The 17578-nt window shown below is 39.4% G+C and carries 18 protein-coding genes and 1 other annotated feature; all 18 genes read left to right on the top strand.

Annotated features, from left to right (window positions below; all coding sequences use genetic code 11):
* The first annotated feature begins 483 nt into the window (after positions 1–483).
* The 18 genes from murB to ileS all read left to right on the top strand — a co-directional run bounded on the left by murB (position 484) and on the right by ileS (position 17329).
* A complete protein-coding gene (gene murB / locus ACFS5O_RS15940; RefSeq protein WP_379839396.1) occupies positions 484–1398 on the top strand; it encodes a UDP-N-acetylmuramate dehydrogenase in 915 nt (304 codons plus the stop codon).
* A gap of 227 nt (positions 1399–1625) precedes the next feature.
* Positions 1626–2399 (top strand): cell division protein FtsQ/DivIB, encoded by a 774-nt coding sequence (locus ACFS5O_RS15935; RefSeq protein ID WP_205726045.1) that lies wholly within the window; start codon positions 1626–1628, stop codon positions 2397–2399.
* The gene (locus ACFS5O_RS15930; RefSeq protein WP_205726046.1) at positions 2386–3081 is read left to right on the top strand and encodes a DUF881 domain-containing protein; all 696 of its coding nucleotides are present in this window, start codon (positions 2386–2388) and stop codon (positions 3079–3081) included. Before ACFS5O_RS15935 ends, ACFS5O_RS15930 begins: the two co-directional genes overlap by 14 nt.
* Before the next feature lie 5 nt (positions 3082–3086).
* On the top strand, positions 3087–3794 hold the full coding sequence (locus ACFS5O_RS15925; protein ID WP_205726047.1) for a DUF881 domain-containing protein: 708 nt from the start codon (positions 3087–3089) through the stop codon (positions 3792–3794).
* 1 nt (position 3795) lies between these two features.
* Positions 3796–4149 carry a small basic family protein gene (locus tag ACFS5O_RS15920; protein WP_066393455.1) on the top strand — a complete coding sequence of 118 codons (354 nt, stop codon included), beginning with the start codon at positions 3796–3798 and terminating at the stop codon, positions 4147–4149.
* Positions 4150–4284: 135 nt separating this feature from the next.
* A complete protein-coding gene (gene ftsA / locus ACFS5O_RS15915) occupies positions 4285–5568 on the top strand; it encodes a cell division protein FtsA (protein WP_066393457.1) in 1284 nt (427 codons plus the stop codon).
* Between the two features lie 32 nt (positions 5569–5600).
* Entirely contained in the window at positions 5601–6785 is a 1185-nt protein-coding gene (gene ftsZ / locus ACFS5O_RS15910; protein WP_205726048.1) for a cell division protein FtsZ, read from the top strand.
* Positions 6786–7494: 709 nt separating this feature from the next.
* The gene (spoIIGA, locus tag ACFS5O_RS15905) at positions 7495–8406 is read left to right on the top strand and encodes a sigma-E processing peptidase SpoIIGA (RefSeq protein ID WP_205726049.1); all 912 of its coding nucleotides are present in this window, start codon (positions 7495–7497) and stop codon (positions 8404–8406) included.
* 111 nt (positions 8407–8517) lie between these two features.
* Positions 8518–9240 (top strand): RNA polymerase sporulation sigma factor SigE, encoded by a 723-nt coding sequence (gene sigE / locus ACFS5O_RS15900; RefSeq protein ID WP_137789730.1) that lies wholly within the window; start codon positions 8518–8520, stop codon positions 9238–9240.
* Between the two features lie 121 nt (positions 9241–9361).
* Positions 9362–10144, top strand: coding sequence for an RNA polymerase sporulation sigma factor SigG (gene sigG / locus ACFS5O_RS15895; protein ID WP_066240567.1), 783 nt, complete (start codon positions 9362–9364; stop codon positions 10142–10144).
* A 91-nt stretch (positions 10145–10235) separates the two neighbouring features.
* Positions 10236–10520, top strand: a complete 285-nt coding sequence (locus tag ACFS5O_RS15890) for a YlmC/YmxH family sporulation protein (RefSeq protein WP_066289211.1) — start codon at positions 10236–10238, stop codon at positions 10518–10520.
* A gap of 73 nt (positions 10521–10593) precedes the next feature.
* A complete protein-coding gene (gene pgeF, locus ACFS5O_RS15885) occupies positions 10594–11415 on the top strand; it encodes a peptidoglycan editing factor PgeF (RefSeq protein ID WP_205726050.1) in 822 nt (273 codons plus the stop codon).
* 8 nt (positions 11416–11423) lie between these two features.
* The gene (locus tag ACFS5O_RS15880; RefSeq protein WP_205726051.1) at positions 11424–12104 is read left to right on the top strand and encodes a YggS family pyridoxal phosphate-dependent enzyme; all 681 of its coding nucleotides are present in this window, start codon (positions 11424–11426) and stop codon (positions 12102–12104) included.
* 12 nt (positions 12105–12116) lie between these two features.
* A complete protein-coding gene (locus ACFS5O_RS15875; protein WP_066393473.1) occupies positions 12117–12539 on the top strand; it encodes a cell division protein SepF in 423 nt (140 codons plus the stop codon).
* Positions 12540–12564: 25 nt separating this feature from the next.
* A complete protein-coding gene (locus ACFS5O_RS15870; protein ID WP_225218836.1) occupies positions 12565–12840 on the top strand; it encodes a YggT family protein in 276 nt (91 codons plus the stop codon).
* Positions 12841–12848: 8 nt separating this feature from the next.
* Entirely contained in the window at positions 12849–13622 is a 774-nt protein-coding gene (locus ACFS5O_RS15865; protein ID WP_205726052.1) for a YlmH family RNA-binding protein, read from the top strand.
* 76 nt (positions 13623–13698) lie between these two features.
* Positions 13699–14202: a DivIVA domain-containing protein gene (locus ACFS5O_RS15860; RefSeq protein ID WP_137789726.1), complete on the top strand. Its 504-nt coding sequence runs from the start codon at positions 13699–13701 to the stop codon at positions 14200–14202.
* A gap of 45 nt (positions 14203–14247) precedes the next feature.
* Positions 14248–14473, top strand: a binding site (T-box leader).
* A 93-nt stretch (positions 14474–14566) separates the two neighbouring features.
* Positions 14567–17329 (top strand): isoleucine--tRNA ligase, encoded by a 2763-nt coding sequence (gene ileS, locus ACFS5O_RS15855; RefSeq protein ID WP_205726053.1) that lies wholly within the window; start codon positions 14567–14569, stop codon positions 17327–17329.
* Positions 17330–17578: the final 249 nt, after the last annotated feature.

The following is a 17578-nucleotide window of genomic DNA, read 5'->3' as shown; positions in this document are numbered from 1 at the left end:
TAATGTTATTGTTTCTTATAAGCTAGTCTCTGCTCTTAAATTCTTGTCTTCTAGACAGTTGATTGAAGTGGAGGGTGCGAGACTCTCAGCTAGGACAGGCGGGCAGTCCTAAAAGTGGAAGTGGCTCGTTCAGCCCCGACTAGCAAAAGGTGAATGGGCTAGTAAGGCGCACTTTGCCTTATGGTCCATTTAGCTTTTGACCTCGAGGGGCTAGCCACTGCAACTAGGCAGGTGAGACACTTATACGAGAAACGTACGAATGTGGCTCACCGCCTGCCCCGCGGAAAGCGAGCATGCTGTAACGTAAATCAACCACATTCAAGAGCGACAATGATAATCAGATGTCGTTTTTCAGAAATAAGAAACAAAATCGTTAGTTCTAACGAATACTACTTTGTCGATGTTTAAGGACATTGAAAACATGGAAAAGATTAACGCATAGCATATAAATAGAACGATGCGTATGAACGTAGGGGGTTTTTAATGATGTATAGCCAATTAGCTGAGAAATTAAAAAGTGAAGATTTAGGTACTGTCCTAGTAAATGAGCCATTAAAAAATCACACCACATTAAAAATTGGTGGGCCAGCTGATCTTTTTTATGAACCGAAAGATATTGAAAGTCTAAAAAAAGCATTAGGTTATATAAAAGAAGCGAACGCACCGATACGTGCAATCGGAAGAGGATCTAACCTGTTAGTTGCTGACGGGGGCATAGAAGGTGTTGTCATTAAAGTAGGGGAGGGGATCAACCACCTTGAAAAAGACGATACCAAGATCAGAGTTGGTGGTGGATATTCACTCATTCCGCTTGCAACTCTAATGTCACGTGAAGCATATACGGGTCTAGAGTTTGCAGCAGGTATTCCGGGCTCGGTTGGCGGCGCTGTTTTCATGAATGCAGGTGCGCATGGATCAGATATGTCAAAGATCGTTGAGAAGGCTTTAATACTATTACCTGATGGTGAACTTACATGGCTTACTAATGAAGAACTTAAATTCTCTTACCGTACTTCTGTCCTTCAAGAGACAGGTGGGATCTGTGTAGAAGTCATCCTCGTTTTGGATAAGGGCGATAAAGAAACCATTATGGCCGAGCTTAAGAAGAATAAAGATTATCGCAGAAACACTCAGCCGTGGAACTTTCCATGTTGTGGTAGTGTGTTCCGTAATCCTCTCCCTAATTATGCAGGACATCTTATTGAAACATCGGGACTTAAAGGAACAAAAGTAGGTGGAGCACAAGTTTCTGAGATGCACGCGAATTTCATTGTAAATACTGGAGATGCAAAAGCAAAAGACGTGCTGGATCTTATCAGTTTTATACAAAAAACGATTAAAGAAAAGCATGGTGTTGAACTTCATACAGAAGTTGAGATCATTGGTAGAAATGATTAACAAAAAATTGGATAAATAGTGCTGAATTGCGGCTTATCCGTGCTATAATACAAAGAACAAGAAAAAATTAACTTTTGACGTTTCGAAACGAACCATACATTTCGTTATCTTCTGACAGTTGGACTGTTATCAGTACCTTTTGAAGACTTGGCGTCTAGCTGCCAAGTTCTTTTATTTCTGTCAACCGTTAATGTTTCTTGTACTAACTTATAAAACGGAGGAAGAGGATGGACAAGGTAAAGGTTGTCAAGATTGAGGACCGAATTCCGAAGCTGAAAGAACACCGCAAACAAAAAGCAAATCGTCGTCTTATTTATTACTTGTCCTTTTTCTTCCTGTTATTGTTGGTCGTCGTTTATTTTCAATCTGATCTTAGTCATGTGAAGAAAATTACCGTCTCAGGCAACTATTTTGTAACCGACAATGAAATTCTTGAAAAAAGTGAAATCTCAACAAAGACAAAGTATTTAAATGTATCTGAGGATGAAATGATGGAGCGACTTGAGGAAATCTCAGAAATTAGTTCTGTTTCCATCCAAAAGAAGTTTTTTAACCAAGTTATAATTAAAGTGAGTGAGTTTCAACGAGTCGGTTATTTCAGAAAAGAGAACCTATACTACCCGATGCTTCAGAACGGGAAGATGTTAGAGCCTTTGAAGAAAAATGAGAGACCCGTGAATGCGCCTGTAATCGTCAGCTGGAAGGATCCAGAACAATTAGAGATGATGGCACAGGAACTACAAAAACTACCTGAAGGAATCATTCATCGTATATCTGAGATCACACATACACCTGCTGCCAACAGTTCAAATCAACTAACGTTGTTTATGACGGATGGTAACAAAGTGGTGACGACGATCTCTAAGTTCTCAGATAGGCTGACAGCATATCCGTCTTTAGTCAGCGAACTAAAACCTGAGGAAAAAGGAACATTTTATTTAGGAATCAGCACACGTTTTGAACGATACAACAAAGTGGAGGAAAGTAATGAGCAAAATTAAAGGGACGCATCTTTTCCTATCTTTAATCCTTCTCGTTACCGGGTTCATACTATCTTTCTCCTATCAGAGAGCACAGATCGAAAAGCAAAATGTTGTGCAGAACAATGAATGGAAAAAAGAAGATTCATTGCGAAGCCAAATCTTAAATCTTCAAAAAACGAATAGAGAATTAGCAGGCGACCTTCAAAGTCTGCAGCAAAATGTTGAGAAGAAAGAAAACAAGCTGGCAGATCAAGAGGAGATATCTTCTAAACTAGTAGAAGATTTGAAAGAGCTCAGAATGGTAGTAGGAAACGTAAAAGTGAAAGGGGAGGGGGTAGAAGTTACCCTTCAAGATTCCTCCTATATACCGGAAGGGGAGAACCCTAACGATTATATCGTCCATGAAGAACATATTAGAAGTGTCATTGACGAACTTCACGTATCAGGTGCGGAAGCCATTGCGATAAACGGTCAAAGGATCTCTCATGATACGTATATCGCTTGTATCGGTCCTGTCGTTTCTGTGGATGGTAACCAATACCCTGCACCTTTTGTGATCACAGCCATTGGGAATTCCACAACCCTAGAGAAATCTTTGAATCTATACATCGTTGATAAAATTGTAACGGATGGTGTAGAAGTGAGAGTGGAGCAAGAGAGCGCGATCGAGATGGAGCCATTTATTACAGAAGAGGGATGAGTTAGTTGAAAGAGAGACAATTCATGTTCGCAACAATTGCCCTCATACTTGGCGGAATGCTGGCGATCCAATTTGAGACCACAAACAATCCTGTTGTTCGGGATACTCGAGATTTATGGGAATTAAGAGCTGATTTGGAAAAAGAAAAACAGCGTCAGCAGGAGCTTAATGAGGAATTTGAACGCTACAGTGAACTTCTAAACCAATACAAAGGTAACGGGAAAGACGAAAAAATCCAAGCAATGGAAAAAGCACTCGGAGATTTAAAAAAACAAGCAGGATTAACGACGATTAGCGGACAAGGAATCGTGATAACGATCGAACCTTTTAATGAAGAGCTAATTGGAGTAGGTCAACCTGTTCCTAAAATAGATCCTGATATGCTTAGAAGACTTGTAAATGAATTAAATCGATATGATGCAAAAGAGATCAGCATCGATGGACAACGTATCGTATCGAAAACCCCGATCCGGGAAGTGAATGGAAACATTTACATAAACAATGAGCCTGTTTCTTCATTTCCGATTGAAATCAGAGTTTTGGCAAAAGACAATGAAAAACTTCATCAGAAGATTATTGCTTCACCAGCTGTTGAAGAATTTATTCGAGAAAATTTTCTTGTAGAATCTAAGCAAACCGCTAAAGTTATTTTGCCAGCTTTCGATAAAGATATGAAGGTGAAGTTTATGAAACCGGCAAAGGAGGAAACGTAAGATGTGGTTGCCGGTACTTGGACTGCTATTAGGTCTGTTATTAGGTTTCATGTCTGATATCCGGGTCCCTCCAGAATATGCAAACTACTTATCCATTGCTGTCTTAGCTGCACTTGATACCCTATTCGGCGGTATTCGTGCACATCTTCAAGGCAGTTTTGAAGATAAAGTGTTCATTACTGGTTTTTTCTTTAACATTTTATTGGCTGCAGGGCTTGCATATTTAGGGGTGCACCTTGGTATTGACCTGTATCTAGCAGCAATCTTTGCATTTGGTGTTAGGCTGTTTAATAATATCGCAGTTATTAGACGCTTAATCATTTCAAAATGGTCAGATTCACGCAAAAAGGCCTAAAAAATTTGAAAAAACGGTAAAAAAAAAGAGGGATAACCCGTTGTTTGTGGAATTTATTCCATAATTAAGCGCAAATCAAGGGATTTTTTAAAAAAATGAAGATTTATTGGATGAAAGGTAAGGAGGTGCCACAGAATGAACAGCAATGAAATTTATGTAAGTTTAGACATCGGTACATCCAATATTAAAGTGATCATTGGAGAAATGACTAGTGAGTCCTTTAATGTAATTGGTGTTGGCCATGCAAAATCAGCTGGAATCAGAAAAGGTTCCATTGTAGATATTGACGAAACTGTTCGTTCCATTAGAAAAGCCGTAGAGCAAGCCGAAAGAATGTTAGGTATTCCGATTAATGCCGTCATCGTAGGTGTTAAAGGAAACCATATTCAGCTTCAACCTTGCCACGGTGTAGTTGCGGTATCAAGGGAAGACCGAGAAATTGGTGATGAAGACATTGCTAGAGTAATAGAGGCAGCTCAAGTTATGTCAGTGCCTCCAGAACGCGAAATTATAGATGTGATTCCTCGACAATTTATTGTCGATGGTACAGATGAGATTATCGATCCACGAGGCATGCTAGGTGTACGCCTTGAGATGGAAGGAACCGTAATAACGGGTTCCAAAACGATCTTACATAATTTATTACGATGCGTAGAACGAGCTGGACTAACAGTGGCGGACATTTGTTTAGAGCCATTGGCAACATCATCGATTGCACTTTCACGAGATGAGATGGAGCTTGGTGTAGCACTGATCGATATTGGTGGGGGTTCTACTACACTATCTGTTTTTGACCAAGGAACCATGCAGTTAACATCCGTTCTTCCGATAGGTGGAGACTTTATCACAAAAGATATTTCCATCGGATTGAGAACTTCTGCTGAAGATGCAGAAAAGATTAAGCTGAAGCATGGTCATTCTTTCGTGGATTATGCATCAAAAGATGAAACATTTACTGTATCGCAAATTGGATCTTCACAAGAACAAGAAATCTCGCAATACGAACTCTCATTAATTATTGAAGCTCGTATGGCTGAAATATTTGAGATGATTGATGATGAATTGCATCAGCGTGGATATTCCGAACTGCCAGGTGGTTTTGTTATTACAGGCGGAGTTGCTGCAATTCCAGGAGTACTTGAACTCGCTCAAGATATCTTCCAGCAGAACGTACGCGTTTCGTTGCCGGATTATATCGGAGTCAGAGAACCGAAGTTTACAGCGGGAGTTGGATTAATCCAATTCACTCACAAAAATATTAAAGTTCAAGGAAAAGAAGTTGCTACTGCGTTAGTTGATAACGCTGGAGAACCTTTACCTAAAAAGAAGCAACAATCCAGCCAAAAATCGGGACAAGAAAAACAATCCGGTGGCATGAAATCAAAAGTCAAAGACTGGTTTGGTTTATTTTTTGAATAACATTAAGGAACTAGTCATTAGGAGGAACGCTCATGTTAGAGTTTGATATGAATATGGATCAATTGGCGACAATTAAAGTTATTGGTGTTGGTGGCGGCGGAAGTAACGCTGTTAACCGAATGATCGAACACGGTGTGCAAGGTGTAGAATTCATCTGTGTAAATACAGATGCTCAAGCTCTAAACCTATCTAAAGCACCTGTAAAAATGCAGATCGGTACGAAATTAACAAGAGGACTTGGTGCAGGTGCAAATCCTGATATTGGTAAAAAGGCTGCTGAAGAAAGCCGCGAGCAGATCGAAGAAGCACTTAGCGGTGCGGATATGGTCTTCGTTACAGCTGGTATGGGTGGCGGTACTGGTACTGGTGCAGCTCCTGTAGTCGCAGAGATCGCGAAAGATCTTGGCGCTCTTACAGTGGGTGTTGTTACAAGACCGTTCACTTTCGAAGGACGCAAGCGTTCTACTCAAGCAGTAGGTGGAATTTCTGTATTAAAAGAAAAAGTGGATACACTGATTGTCATTCCGAATGATCGATTGTTAGAGATCGTAGATAAAAATACTCCTATGCTTGAAGCTTTCCGTGAAGCGGATAACGTACTTCGTCAAGGTGTACAAGGTATCTCTGATTTAATCGCTGTACCAGGATTGATCAACCTTGACTTTGCCGATGTAAAAACAATCATGACGGAACGCGGTTCTGCACTGATGGGTATTGGTGTAGGTACTGGGGAGAACCGTGCCGCTGAAGCTGCGAAAAAAGCCATTTCATCTCCACTTCTAGAAACATCTATTGATGGAGCAAAAGGTGTATTGATGAACATTACTGGTGGAGCTAACTTAAGTCTTTACGAAGTAAACGAAGCTGCAGATATCGTTTCATCTGCTTCTGATCCTGAAGTGAATATGATCTTTGGTTCCGTGATTAATGAAGAACTTAAAGATGAGATTTTAGTTACGGTAATCGCTACTGGATTTGATGAAACGGAAAAGATGGTTAACAACCAACAGAGAGCAGAGCGTCCTAGAATGCAACAAGCTCCAACATCTAGTCAGTCTCATGCATCTCAAAGTCAATCTCAACCACAAAGCCAGTCTCAAGGGCAAACTCGTGAAGAGAGCCAAGAATCAAGAAATACTTCTTACACGAATGCTGATTCAGATACGCTTGATATTCCAACATTCTTGCGTAACCGCAGCCGTAACAGAAGAAGATAAATACAAAATGAAAGCATGTTCTCTATTTTAGAGAGCATGCTTTTTTGTTTTAGCAAAAAACCTCTTCCTAAAGGTATTTTAAAGCTGTTTTAGGATTCATGTTGCATTTGTTAGTTGTCGATTTCCGTTCCAGTATGCTCGCTTTCCGTGGGGCAGGCGGTGAGCCACATTCGTAACGTTTCACTTTTAAGTGTCTCACCTGACCGCCAGTCCCACAGGAGTCTCGCAACTTCCACTCCAATCAACTTGACAATGAAGAATTACAAAATCTTTTTTAGTAACCAGCTTTTTGATAAGAGCCAAATTAAATCAGCTTTTCTAAAGTACTAGTGGCATTTTTGAGAAGAAGATTGTTGCTATCAATAAATTTTGAAAAATGCTTCAATGAATAGATAATTGGAGAGGGAGGGCGAGACTCCTGCAGGATGAGTGGGACAGGTGAGACCGTTCAATGACGCAAAGCGGCGAATGGGCTCAACGCACACCCTGCGGAAAGCGAGCTCTGCATCGGAAATTAACCTCCTTCATGAACAACAATGTATAAGCATACAGTTTTTTGTCATATTCTTGTCCGAAAAGCGTATATCTAACATATAAGTTATTTTGACAAAAATAGAGAAAATAAGAACTTTACTTCTCTCATAAACTGACAGACTTTCAAACAACCTATACGTTATACTGATTTCAAAATTAAGAAAGGAGAAAACCAATGACCCTTTATTTGGATGTCATTTGGTTTCTTAATTTCTGCATTGATTATGTTTTGATCTCTCTGACAGCGTATGTGCTAAAGCGCAATGCATCGAAAAAGAGAATCCTATTTGCTTCTTTATTAGCATCAAGTTATGTGTTTTTAATCATCTTCCCAGAACTTATGTTATTTTCACAACCAGTCATGAAATTTATCCTATCCGTTTTCATCATGATTGTGGCCTTTGGGTTTAAGCGTTTTAAATTTGTTATGAAGAATATCGCCATGTTTTATTTCGTTTCTTTTGTTACAGGTGGAGGTATTTTCGGTCTTCATTATTTTATGCAGAGTGATGCTGTGATTATGAATGGTGTTATCACGACAAAAAGTTCAGGGATGGGTGACCCGATCAGCTGGCTTTTTGTTGTAGTGGGTGTTCCTCTTCTTTGGTACTTTTCAAAGAAACGAGTTGATGATATTTCTGTGGAAAAAATGGATTCCAACAGTCTTGTCAAAGTTTCTATCAAAATTGATCAAACCATAATTTCTGCAAATGGCCTTATTGATACCGGAAATAAATTATATGATCCCATTTCTAAAATGCCCGTCATGATTCTTGATATGAACAAACACGGTGACTCTTTTCCTGAAGTTATCCGAACCGCTGCGAAAGATGTTCTCGCATTGAATACCGATGACAATGAGCACCCTTGGCTGAATAGACTCCGAATCGTACCGTACCGTGCAGTTGGTCATCAGCAGTTTTTAGCTTGTTTGAAACCAGATCATGTTGAAATTGAAAAAGAAGGTGTTTCTTTAGTATCTCCACAATGCCTCATAGGCTTGAGCTGGACTGTTTTATCTAGCGAAGGACAGTTCGATGCCATCGTTCATCCTAAGATGTCTATGCAACATGTACAAGCGTCTTAAAAGGCAAAAGATAAATCGGGAAAAAAATACACCTGATACACATTGAAAGTATTTTTAACAACAGTTATATGTGAGAAACAACTAAAAAGATCATGTGGAAGGGGAGTTATGATGTTTAATAAGTGGCGTTTAAAGATGACGATGTATTGGTATAAGTTACTCTTTAAGTTAGGGCTGAAGTCAGACGAGATTTATTATATAGGTGGGAATGAAGCTTTACCACCACCACTTAGTAAAGAAGAAGAAGCGGTCCTACTTGAAAAGCTTCCTTCTGGTGACCAAGCTGCTAAATCTCTTTTGATCGAAAGAAACCTTCGTCTAGTTGTTTACATTGCACGAAAGTTTGAGAATACAGGAATTAACATTGAAGATTTAATCAGTATTGGAACGATAGGCTTGATTAAAGCTGTAAACACGTTCAATCCAGAAAAAAAGATCAAGCTCGCCACTTATGCTTCCAGATGCATTGAGAACGAAATCTTGATGTATTTGCGCCGGAACAACAAGACGCGGTCAGAAGTATCATTTGATGAACCGTTAAATGTGGATTGGGATGGAAACGAACTTTTGCTCTCAGATGTTCTAGGTACAGAGGACGACATCATTACTCGCAGGATTGAGGCTAATGTAGACCGTAAACTCTTATTAAAAGCTCTTTTTACATTGAACGACCGTGAAAAACAGATCATGGAACTTCGCTTCGGTCTTTCAGGCGGTGAAGAAAAAACACAAAAAGATGTGGCTGATATGCTCGGTATTTCTCAGTCTTATATTTCCAGATTAGAAAAAAGGATCATAAAGAGACTTCAAAAAGAATTTAATAAAATGGTTTAGCATTTATTCTATATAGGTTTTGAATTGTTTTTACCATTATCTCTAAAATGACAATTGCATAAATTTCCCTCCGTTCGGTGATACTTAATTTGAAATTAGCTCCCGGCAGGAGGGAAAAGACTTGACAAGAAATAAAGTTGAGATTTGCGGAGTTGACACATCAAAGCTTCCTGTTTTAAAAAATCCAGAGATGCGTATTCTTTTTGATAAGATGCATAAAGGTGATCCTGATGCACGCGAAACTTTGGTTAACGGAAACCTCAGACTCGTTCTGAGTGTCATTCAACGGTTCAACAACCGCGGAGAGCATGTAGATGATTTATTTCAAGTAGGGTGTATTGGGCTGATGAAGTCCATAGACAATTTTGATCTAGGTCAGAACGTTAAGTTTTCAACCTATGCAGTTCCGATGATCATTGGTGAGATTCGCCGATATCTTCGAGACAATAACCCGATAAGAGTTTCTAGAAGCTTAAGGGATATCGCATATAAAGCACTGCAAGTTCGAGATCAGCTTATGAACAAACTATCTCGGGAGCCAACTGCACAACAGATTGCAGAAGCTCTAGATGTACCGAAAGAAGAAGTGGTCTTTGCGCTTGACGCCATCCAAGATCCAGTTTCACTATTTGAACCGATATACAATGACGGCGGTGATCCGATCTTTGTGATGGATCAAATCAGCGATGATAAAGCAAAAGACATGCAGTGGATTGAGGAGATCGCTTTAAAAGAAGGAATGCGCCGTTTGAATGATAGAGAAAAGATGATCTTAACGATGCGTTTCTTTCAAGGGAAAACGCAAATGGAAGTAGCGGATGAGATCGGAATATCACAGGCACAAGTATCAAGACTCGAAAAAGCAGCGATCTCTCAGATGAATAAAAACATCCAAAGCAGTTAAAACCCGTTTTCACGGGTTTTTTTATTTTTGGACAGAAACATGAAATAGCTTTGTCCTTCATATACTGAAAGAAGAAAGGCGGGGATCGTAGATGAATAAGATATCAGATTTTCAAGTCAAAGATGTGGTTAACGTAGCAAATGGGAAAAAGCTCGGTCATATAGCTGATCTTGAAATCAACTTAAATACAGGTAAGATAGATGCGATCATCATCCCTGGTGCTGGAAAGATGCTTGGTTTTTTTGCAAGAGAGAACGACATCGTGATTCCTTGGAGAAATATTGTTAAGATCGGTGCAGATGTTATTCTTGTAAGACATATGGAAGCTAGCGAACTAAATGAATATGTTAAAGAACCGTTTGATCAATTGAAATAAACGGTTCTTTTTTCTTTCTTGCTTAAAATTGTGGTAAAATAAAGATAAAACTTTCCAGGAGGAATAGATACAGATGAACACATTTGAACGCTCTGGAAAGCATCTTGCAATAAAGAGTTGGCAAAAGATAAATTCTAATCTTATAGCTGGTTTCACAACACGTGAGGGCGGGAATAGTACAATGCCCTTTCATTCTATGAACATGGGCTTTCATGTGAATGACAATCCAGATATGGTACGAAAAAACCGCAAATTATTTGCAGATGAGATCGGTTTTTCAGTTGAAAATTGGGTAGGCTCTAAACAAGTTCATGCTAAAAATATTGTAAAGATAACGAAAGAAGACAGAGGTTTAGGTGCTTTAGATTTCGAAACAGCAATACCAGATGCGGATGGATTATATACATCAGACGAAAATATTCTTTTAACATCCCTTTATGCGGACTGTGTTCCTCTCTACTTTTATTCACCCAACGATAACTTAATCGGACTCGCGCATGCGGGGTGGAAAGGAACGGTTGCGAAGATCGGTCCATCGATGATCACCATGTGGCAAGATAAAGAGAATGTTGACGTAAAGTCGGTATTAGCTGCGATTGGTCCTTCTATAGGACAATGTTGTTATGAAGTAGATGATGTAGTGATAAATGAAGTAAATATAGCGCTAGGCGTAGATAATGTAGACAAGGTGTATAAGAAGAATGAAGCAGGAAACTATCAATTAAACTTAAAAAAATTGAATGAGGTCCTTCTTTTAAGAGCTGGAGTATTGCCTGAAAATATGAGCGTTTCCGATCAATGTACGAGCTGTCAGAACGACGTGTTCTTTTCACATCGTTCTGACAGGGGCAAGACAGGAAGAATGATGAGTTATATAGGCAGGAAAGGGGATTAATTAAGAAATTGGGTATCAAAGAAAACAAAGAGTACATTTTAAATGAAATACAAAGCGCATGTGAGAAAAAAAACAGGTCTTCAAAGGGCGTTAATTTGATCGCTGTGACGAAATATGTGAGTAACGAAACAACAAGAGAAGCAGTCTTAGCAGGTATCGAACATATTGGTGAGAACAGAATAGAAGGACTGTTATCCAAAAAAGAATATCTGAAAGACCTGCCTGTAAAATGGCACTTTATTGGAACTTTGCAGACTAGAAAAGTAAAAGACGTGATTGAACATGTGGATTATATTCATTCATTAGATCGTTTAAGTTTAGCAAATGAGATTCAGAAAAGAGCAGTTAAGACTATTTCCTGTTTTGTTCAAGTTAATGTAGCTGAAGAAGATTCCAAACACGGCTTGCCAGTAAAAGATGTAGTAGCTTTTGTCGATAAACTAAAGGACTACGATCGTATAAAGGTTGTCGGCCTGATGACTATGGCACCTTTTACTGAGGATGAATCCTTAATCAGAAACGTGTTCTCAACACTAAAGCAACTTCAATTGGAGATACAGAAACAAAAAATGGTTCATGCTCCATGTACTGAACTATCTATGGGGATGTCTAACGATTATTCGATTGCTGTTGAAGAAGGTGCAACATTTATTAGAGTAGGGACGAGTTTAGTAGGAAAAGAATTTTAGGAGGTGGTACAGATGGGAATTAAAACAAAATTCAAGCGTTTCTTTGATCTGGAAGACGATTATGAGTATGAAGAGGAATATGAGGAAGAGTCGATGCCTGAAGAAGAAGAAATCACACCTTCCCATACGAAAAAAGGAAAACCGAACGTGGTGAGTCTTCAGAGTATCCAACAACAAGTTAAAGTTGTGCTTGTCGAACCTCGAGTATATGCAGAAGCACAAGATATTGCGGATCAATTAAAAAATCGCAGAGCTGTTGTTATGAATTTACAAAGAATTCCGCATGATCAAGCAAAAAGAATCGTAGACTTCTTATCAGGTACTGTTTATGCAATCGGTGGCGACATTCAAAAGTTGGGACCGAATACATTTTTATGTACTCCTGAAAATGTTGATGTTTCCGGAACGATTTCAGAAATGATGGAAGAAGATTAAATCAGGTAGGTGAAAATTATTGAATATGATCTATGCAGTTGAAGACGTAGTACTAACTCTTATTCAGATCTACTACTACATGATTATCGGGTACATACTATTATCTTGGTTTCCAAATGCTCGTGAGTCATCTATCGGTCAGGTGATCGCTAGGCTAGTTGAACCATATCTTTCTCCATTTCGAAAGATTATTCCGCCTCTTGGCATGATTGATCTTTCTCCGATCGTAGCACTTATGGCACTGCATTTTGCTCGTTTTGGAGTATCGGCGATCGCACAGATGATAGCACGTTCACTGTAGGTTTTGTTATGAGTATCTATCAGCATTACAGACCAGAAGAGCACGAATTTGTGGACCGGGTCTTGAACTGGAAGTCGGAGGTGTTGGAGAGGTATAGTCCAAGATTGACTGACTTTCTTGATCCGAGAGAACAAGAAATCGTAAAAACCATCATTGGTAACGATACTGAAGTTCGCCTCTCTTTATGGGGAGGCTCTTCTTTTTCTGAACGGAAGAGAGCATTGATTTATCCGGATTATTTTACTGCTCAAAATGAAGATTTTCAATTAGTCTGTTATGACATTCAATATCCTGCTAAATTCTCTACGATTGAACATCGAGATGTTTTGGGTGCTTTAATGAACATAGGTGTTAAAAGAGGTAAGTATGGTGATATCTTAATTTCAGGAGATCGTGTACAGTTCATCTGTGCAACCGAGATCGCTGGATTTATCGATTTGAACTTAACGAAAATCGGCAAGACAGGTATTACGCTACATACGATTCAAGAAGATGAATTAGTAGAAGTAAAGACTGAATATCACGAAAAGACTGGTACTGTGTCTTCCCTACGACTTGATGTGATTGTCGCTGAGGTGTACAACCTGTCTCGTGCAAAAGCTTCTCCTTTGATACAAGGAGGACGAGTTAAGCTCAACCACAAAATCGTTGATCATGTTTCAACTGAATTGATGGAAGGTGATGAGCTCTCTGTAAGAGGATTTGGCAGGAGTAAACTCATCGCGATCGAGGGAACGACTAAGAAAGAGAAGTGGCGCATCCGCTACGGACTTTTAAAATAATTTCCTTAAATAGAAGGAATGACAGAAAATTTGTCGAAATTAGGTAAAAAATAATGCATCAATGGAGGTGGCCGTTGTGCCTTTAACACCACTGGATATTCATAACAAGGAATTCACAAGAGGTTTCAGAGGGTATAGTGAAGATGAAGTGAATGACTTTCTAGATCAAGTCATCAAAGATTATGAAACAGTGATCCGAGAAAAGAAAGAACTAGAGGAAACGGTAGCGAACCTTGAAGAAAAGATCTCTTATTTTAAAAACATTGAGGAAACTCTAAATAAGTCGATTCTGATTGCTCAGGAAACAGGAGAAGAAGTAAAGCGAACAGCTACGAAAGAAGCTCGTTTAATTGTTAAAGAAGCTGAAAAAAATGCGGATAGAATCATTAACGAGTCGCTTTCTAAATCTCGAAAGATCTCGATGGAAATCGATGAATTAAAGAAACAGTCTTCTGTTTACCGAACACGTTTCAAAATGTTGATTGAAGCGCAACTTGAAATGTTAAAGAATGATGACTGGGATTCTTTAAATGCACCAGATAATCTTGAAGGCTATGAACTTCAAGAAGTAAAGTCGTAAGCTTGACATTACTTTGAAAAATCGCATATACTTTTCTAAGATTAATATGTGACGAAGACGGGGACAGTAAATTACTTTAATCTATTCAAGCGATCTAGGAAATGGTGCGAGCCTAGTATAGAGAAGTATTCGAAGATCACCCTTGAGTTCCTGAACTGAAAAAAGTAGTAAGTTCAGGCGCTTCATCCACGCTACGGATGACTAAGCGGGTTTCGTGTTTTAATACGAACCTATTAGGGTGGTACCGCGGGATAACCTTCTCGTCCCTACTGTTAGCATGCAGTAGGGGCGAGAAGGTTTTTTTGATTTCACATGGTACTTTTGGTCATCTGTCACGTTTTATCGTAATGAAGGAGGAAAGATGATGAATTATAAAGACACGTTATTAATGCCGAAAACAGAGTTCCCGATGCGAGGAAATCTTCCTCAAAGAGAACCTGTTGTTCAAGACAAGTGGAAAGAACTAGACATCTACAATATGGTGTTAGGAAATACGAAGGATTTACCTCCGTTTATCCTGCATGATGGACCACCTTATGCCAATGGTGATATCCACATCGGACACGCAGAGAATAAAATTTTAAAAGATATCATCGTGCGCTTTAAATCAATGACAGGTCACTATGCGCCTTACGTTCCTGGTTGGGATACTCACGGATTACCGATCGAAACAGCTCTTACAAAAAGCGGTAAAGTAAAACGCAAAGAATTAACTGTTGCAGAATTCCGTAAGCTTTGTGAAGAGTATGCGTTGAAGCAGGTCGATCATCAACGTGAGCAGTTTAAACGTCTAGGTGTTCGTGGAGATTGGGAAAACCCATATATCACGTTAGATAAAGGTTACGAGGCTCGACAGATTGAAGTATTTGGTGAAATGGCTAAAAGAGATCTGATCTACAAAGGGTTAAAACCTGTATATTGGTCTCCTTCTTCAGAATCTGCATTAGCAGAAGCAGAGATCGAGTACCAAGATAAACGCTCAGCTTCTATCTATGTAGCTTTTGATGTTAAGGATGGAAAAGGTGTTCTTGATACAGATGAGAAACTTGTAATCTGGACAACGACTCCATGGACGATTCCAGCAAACTTAGGAATCTCTGTTCATCCAGAATTAGACTATGTTTCTGTTCAAACGGAAAATGGTAAATACGTTGTTGCAGAAGCACTATTAGAATCTCTTACAAAAGAATTCGAATGGGAACAAGCTGAAATTGTTAAACGTTTCAAAGGTGCTGAAATTGAAAATGCAGTAGCAAGCCACCCGTTATATGGACGTGATTCACTAGTTATGCTTGGTGACCACGTTACAACAGACGCAGGAACAGGCTGTGTTCATACAGCTCCTGGTCACGGGGAAGATGACTTTTTAGTAGGTAAGAAATACGGATTAGAAGTATTGTGTCCGGTTGATGACAGAGGTGTTATGACAAAAGAAGCACCTGGTTTTGAAGGATTGTTCTATGATGAAGCGAACAAGCCGATCACGGAACAATTACAAGAAAAGGGTGCACTTCTAAAGCTTTCATTCATCACTCACTCTTATCCACATGATTGGAGAACGAAAAAGCCAGTAATCTTCCGTGCGACTGCACAGTGGTTTGCATCTATTAAAGGAATCCGTGAAGATATGCTGCGCGCGATCGAAGAAGTAAACTGGGTTCCAACTTGGGGCGAAACACGTTTACACAACATGATCAAAGACCGTGAAGATTGGTGTATTTCCCGCCAAAGAGCTTGGGGTGTTCCAATTCCTGTCTTTTATGGTGAAGATGGTGAAGCAATCCTTACAGAAGAAACGATCGCTCACGTTGTAGAATTGTTCAGAGAGCATGGCTCAAACATTTGGTTTGAAAGAGAAGCAAAAGATTTACTTCCTGAAGGATTTACTTCTCCTCATAGTCCGAATGGCCGTTTCTCTAAAGAGACGGATATCATGGATGTGTGGTTTGATTCAGGTACATCTCACTGGGGTGTTCTTGAAGAGAGAGAAAATTTAGTAAGACCTGCAGATTTATACCTTGAAGGTTCTGACCAATACCGTGGATGGTTTAACTCTTCTCTTTCTACATCTGTTGCGATCACTGGAAAAGCTCCTTACAAAGCAGTCTTAAGCCATGGATTCGTTCTGGATGGAGAAGGACGTAAGATGAGCAAGTCAATCGGTAATACATTAGATCCGATCAAAGTGATGAAGCAACTTGGTGCTGATATCATCCGTTTATGGGTATCTTCTGTAGATTATCAATCTGACGTACGTGTATCAGACGATATCTTAAAACAAGTAGCCGAAGTATACAGAAAGATCCGAAATACGCTTCGTTTCTTGTTAGGTAACCTGCATGGTTTTGATCCGAATCAGCATGCTGTGAAGTTTGAAGATATGCCTGATCTAGAAAAATACATGATGGTTAAACTTGATAAAGTAGTAGCCAAAGTAAAAAAAGCTTACGAAGAATATCAGTTTATCACGGTATATAATACGATTCACAACTTCTGTACGATCGAGTTGAGTTCATTCTATCTCGATATGGCAAAAGATACGCTATACATTCAAGCAGAGGACGATCATAAACGCCGTAGCATTCAAACTGTGCTTTATCAATCCTTAATGGCTCTTACAAAACTTTCTGCTCCAGTACTTTCTCATACAGCTGATGAAGTATGGGAATACATTCCGGGTGTTGATGAAGTGAGTGTTCAATTAACAACAATGCCAGAAGTGCAGAACTACCAAGGTACAGAAAAGCTTGAAAAAGACTGGGATGTATTCATGGATGTTCGTGATGAAGTATTAAAAGCACTTGAAGAAGCAAGAAGCCAAAAAACAATTGGTAAGTCACTTACGGCTTCCATCACTCTTTATCCAACTGAATCATTAAAACCATGGTTAGAATCAGTGGAAGACTTAAATAAGCTCTTTATCGTTTCTAAAGCTGAGGTTGGAGGAGTAAAGTCAGAAGCTCCAGAATCTGCAGGAGTCTATGAGCATGTTGCTGTTTCGGTTAGCTCTGCAGAAGGTGAAACATGCGAACGCTGCTGGGTTGTTTCTGAAGATGTTGGTCAGAACGAGAGCCATCCAACACTTTGTGCAAGCTGCGCGGAGATCGTTGAAAAGCACTACGCTTAAAAGCTGTTTTCATATTCAAAGTTGTTATTTGTTAATGGTTGATTTCCGTTTCAGATGCTCGCTTTCCGCGGGGCAGGCAGTGAGCCACATTCGTACGTTTCTCGTATAAGTGTCTCACTTGCCTACCTGTCCCGCAGGAGTCTCGCATCTTACACTCCAATCAACTTGACTGTGAAGTGAATGAGCTAGAGTGCATTCCATTTTAGAAAATACCCCAAAAAACAAATCCCGCATTTTGCGGGATTTTTG

The organism is Fictibacillus nanhaiensis (genome assembly GCF_042686385.1).
GTDB lineage: Bacteria > Bacillota > Bacilli > Bacillales > Fictibacillaceae > Fictibacillus > Fictibacillus nanhaiensis.
This window is presented reverse-complemented; position numbering and strand designations above follow the sequence as displayed.

Bases quoted from the DNA above. Each gene is read 5' to 3' on its own strand.
- ACFS5O_RS15875 (WP_066393473.1), top strand. From the start codon at position 12,117: ATGGGAATTAAAACAAAATTCAAGCGTTTCTTTGATCTGGAAGACGAT.
- ACFS5O_RS15865 (WP_205726052.1), top strand. From the start codon at position 12,849: ATGAGTATCTATCAGCATTACAGACCAGAAGAGCACGAATTTGTGGAC.
- ACFS5O_RS15930 (WP_205726046.1), top strand. From the start codon at position 2,386: ATGAGCAAAATTAAAGGGACGCATCTTTTCCTATCTTTAATCCTTCTC.
- ACFS5O_RS15890 (WP_066289211.1), top strand. From the start codon at position 10,236: ATGAATAAGATATCAGATTTTCAAGTCAAAGATGTGGTTAACGTAGCA.
- ACFS5O_RS15920 (WP_066393455.1), top strand. From the start codon at position 3,796: ATGTGGTTGCCGGTACTTGGACTGCTATTAGGTCTGTTATTAGGTTTC.
- murB (WP_379839396.1), top strand. From the start codon at position 484: ATGATGTATAGCCAATTAGCTGAGAAATTAAAAAGTGAAGATTTAGGT.
- spoIIGA (WP_205726049.1), top strand. From the start codon at position 7,495: ATGACCCTTTATTTGGATGTCATTTGGTTTCTTAATTTCTGCATTGAT.
- sigE (WP_137789730.1), top strand. From the start codon at position 8,518: ATGTTTAATAAGTGGCGTTTAAAGATGACGATGTATTGGTATAAGTTA.
- ftsZ (WP_205726048.1), top strand. From the start codon at position 5,601: ATGTTAGAGTTTGATATGAATATGGATCAATTGGCGACAATTAAAGTT.
- ACFS5O_RS15935 (WP_205726045.1), top strand. From the start codon at position 1,626: ATGGACAAGGTAAAGGTTGTCAAGATTGAGGACCGAATTCCGAAGCTG.
- pgeF (WP_205726050.1), top strand. From the start codon at position 10,594: ATGAACACATTTGAACGCTCTGGAAAGCATCTTGCAATAAAGAGTTGG.
- ileS (WP_205726053.1), top strand. From the start codon at position 14,567: ATGAATTATAAAGACACGTTATTAATGCCGAAAACAGAGTTCCCGATG.
- ftsA (WP_066393457.1), top strand. From the start codon at position 4,285: ATGAACAGCAATGAAATTTATGTAAGTTTAGACATCGGTACATCCAAT.
- ACFS5O_RS15870 (WP_225218836.1), top strand. From the start codon at position 12,565: ATGATCTATGCAGTTGAAGACGTAGTACTAACTCTTATTCAGATCTAC.